The 2,110-nt window shown below is 67.5% G+C and carries 2 protein-coding genes; one reads left to right on the plus strand and one right to left on the minus strand.

The genetic code is table 11. The features are described 5' to 3' along the window. Positions 1 to 1,675, minus strand: a 1,675-nt coding sequence (locus tag RMO30_RS06765; protein ID WP_309711134.1) for a hypothetical protein, incomplete at its 3' end; no start/stop codon positions are given. 78 nt (positions 1,676 to 1,753) lie between these two features. Between RMO30_RS06765 and RMO30_RS06770 the strand changes: the two genes are divergently transcribed. Beyond that, positions 1,754 to 2,110: hypothetical protein (locus RMO30_RS06770; protein ID WP_309711136.1), on the plus strand; the 357-nt coding region annotated here is incomplete at its 3' end.

A 2,110-nucleotide genomic window follows, 5' to 3' on the forward strand; every position in this document is an offset into this window, starting at 1 on the left:
GATCGGGGGCTCCCTGGTCGATGCGGCCGATGGTGAGACGGATGCGGCCGGCGACGGCTTTGCGGGCCCGTTCGGCGGGGTCGCCGGTGCGACGTGGTCGCCCGTCGAGGCCAAGCGCGGCGGCGAGTTCCGTGGCGATGAAGTCACGCTCGGCTCGGGCCTTCTCGGCACGGCCAAGATCGGCGAACGCCTCGGCGTCGGCCACGTCGTCTTCGAGCTCGGCGAGACGGCGCCGATACTCGGCCCGTGCCCTGGCATCGAGCGTGTCGCCCAGGTCGCCGGCACGACCGAGCGCGTGTCGCGTCGGCTCGGCGCGGTTTCCAGCGAGGTCGAGCACATGCATCTCGTGGCCGGGCATCGAGATGAGTTGCGCCAGATCGTGCAAACCCTTGGCGTCTTTCATGCGGACGGTCCGGCCTCGGTACGACAGCGTCCAGAACTGTCCGTCTCGTCGGAAGAGATTTCCTTCAGGGACCCCATCCTCGGCCACGGTCTTCGTCGCGTCGAGTCGGCGGCATTGCAGTTCGAGCAATGCCGCCTCGGCACTGATGAGCGGAGCACCGGCCCGTTCCGCGCTGTCATGGGCACGGCCGAGATGGTCGAGGGCCTCGCCCCTGCGGCCGAGGGCGAGGGCGAGCCGACCCAACTCGAGTTCGACGGGCCCCCAACAACAGCCGGCGATCCCGTCCACAGCCCACAATCCGGCATGGGGCAGGAGCAGGTCGTACAACGCCTCGCATGCAGTCTCCTCGTCGAGGCCGGTAGCGACGCGACCGAACATGAGCAGCGTTGTGAGCTGTTCGCCGTCTTCGCCGAGGCGGGTGAAGTTGTTGTCGGCGTGGAGCTTGAGCAGGCGCCGGGATTGGTCGCGGTCGCCAGCGAGCCAGTGCACCATCGCCAGGCCAGCGGCGTAGCTTGCCCACTCGGCGGGATTGACCTCGAACAGCCCTTCGAGGGCAGCTGGAACGGGGGGTCTGCCTCGCGCAGCGTCGACGCCCAGCTCCAAGGTCGCCGCCATCATCGCCGCGTTGTGGCTTCCTGTAGCCTCTGCAGCCAACGCGACCTCGCCGCACCAACGATCCGCGGCATCGAGGTCTCCTCCGAGCAGCGCTCGCATTCCGCGAAACAACGGCACATACCAACTCACCAGCGGTTGACGGAGCTGTTCTGCGAGGCGGGTGAACGCGTCGATGTTGCGGTCGACTGCGGCGATGTCGCCGACCTCGAGATCTGCAACAATCCGGTACCGATAGCCCAACAGCTCCAGCACCCGGTCACCGGCGACGACGGCCAGCTCGACGATCGTGTCGGCATTGTCGCGCCGGGTCATCGCGTGCGCCGGACCCGCATACGCGTCGTTCAACGCGGCCAGGGCCTCCGCGATCAACGCGGGATCGTCCGCGTTCTGCGCCAGCTCTAGCGCTTGGTTGGCACGATGACGAGCGATGGGTACCGTCTCGGGAGTCGCGGCGGCGACGGAGAGTCGGGCCAACAGCATCGATCGCAGCACGGTTGCGTCGTCGGGTAGCCGCTCCAGAGCGTCGGCGACCAACGACGCCTGCTCGTTGCTCGCGATCGGGACTTCCCAGGCCACAGGGCCGATGCCCATACCAAGAACCGCTCGGGCGAGCAGTTCGGGGGCTGCGACACTTATGGCGAGCTTCGCGCTTGCCAAGAACCGCGCCCGAGCGTTCTTCAACTCGCCAGCAAGGAGCAGCGCCTCGCCCTCCTCGACCAGCAAAAGGGCAACACGGTGGCTGTCCCGGGCGCAGTTACGCGCCGCTCGGGCGAAGCAGAGGGCCGCCTCATCGAAAGCCAAGACGCGCTTGGCCCGACGCGCCGCAAGCTCCCAGTGGGCGGCGGCTGCTTCGGCGTGGATCGGACCGGCCTGCTCCAGATGATCGGCGACCACGGCATGGAAAGAATCATCGACCGTCAGCCTCCCCTCGAACGCAGAAGCGACACCGAGGTGCAGTTCAGCTCGACGCAAAGGATCGATGCCATCGAGCACGACATCGCGAACGAGATCGTGACTGAACCGGTACCCATTCGCCGGATCGTCATGGGCGATCAGCCCGACGGCTGCCGCGGTCGTGAGACCGCCGATCGT

The organism is Pseudolysinimonas sp. (assembly GCF_031389465.1).
In the GTDB taxonomy this organism is placed as follows: Bacteria; Actinomycetota; Actinomycetes; order Actinomycetales; family Microbacteriaceae; genus Pseudolysinimonas_A.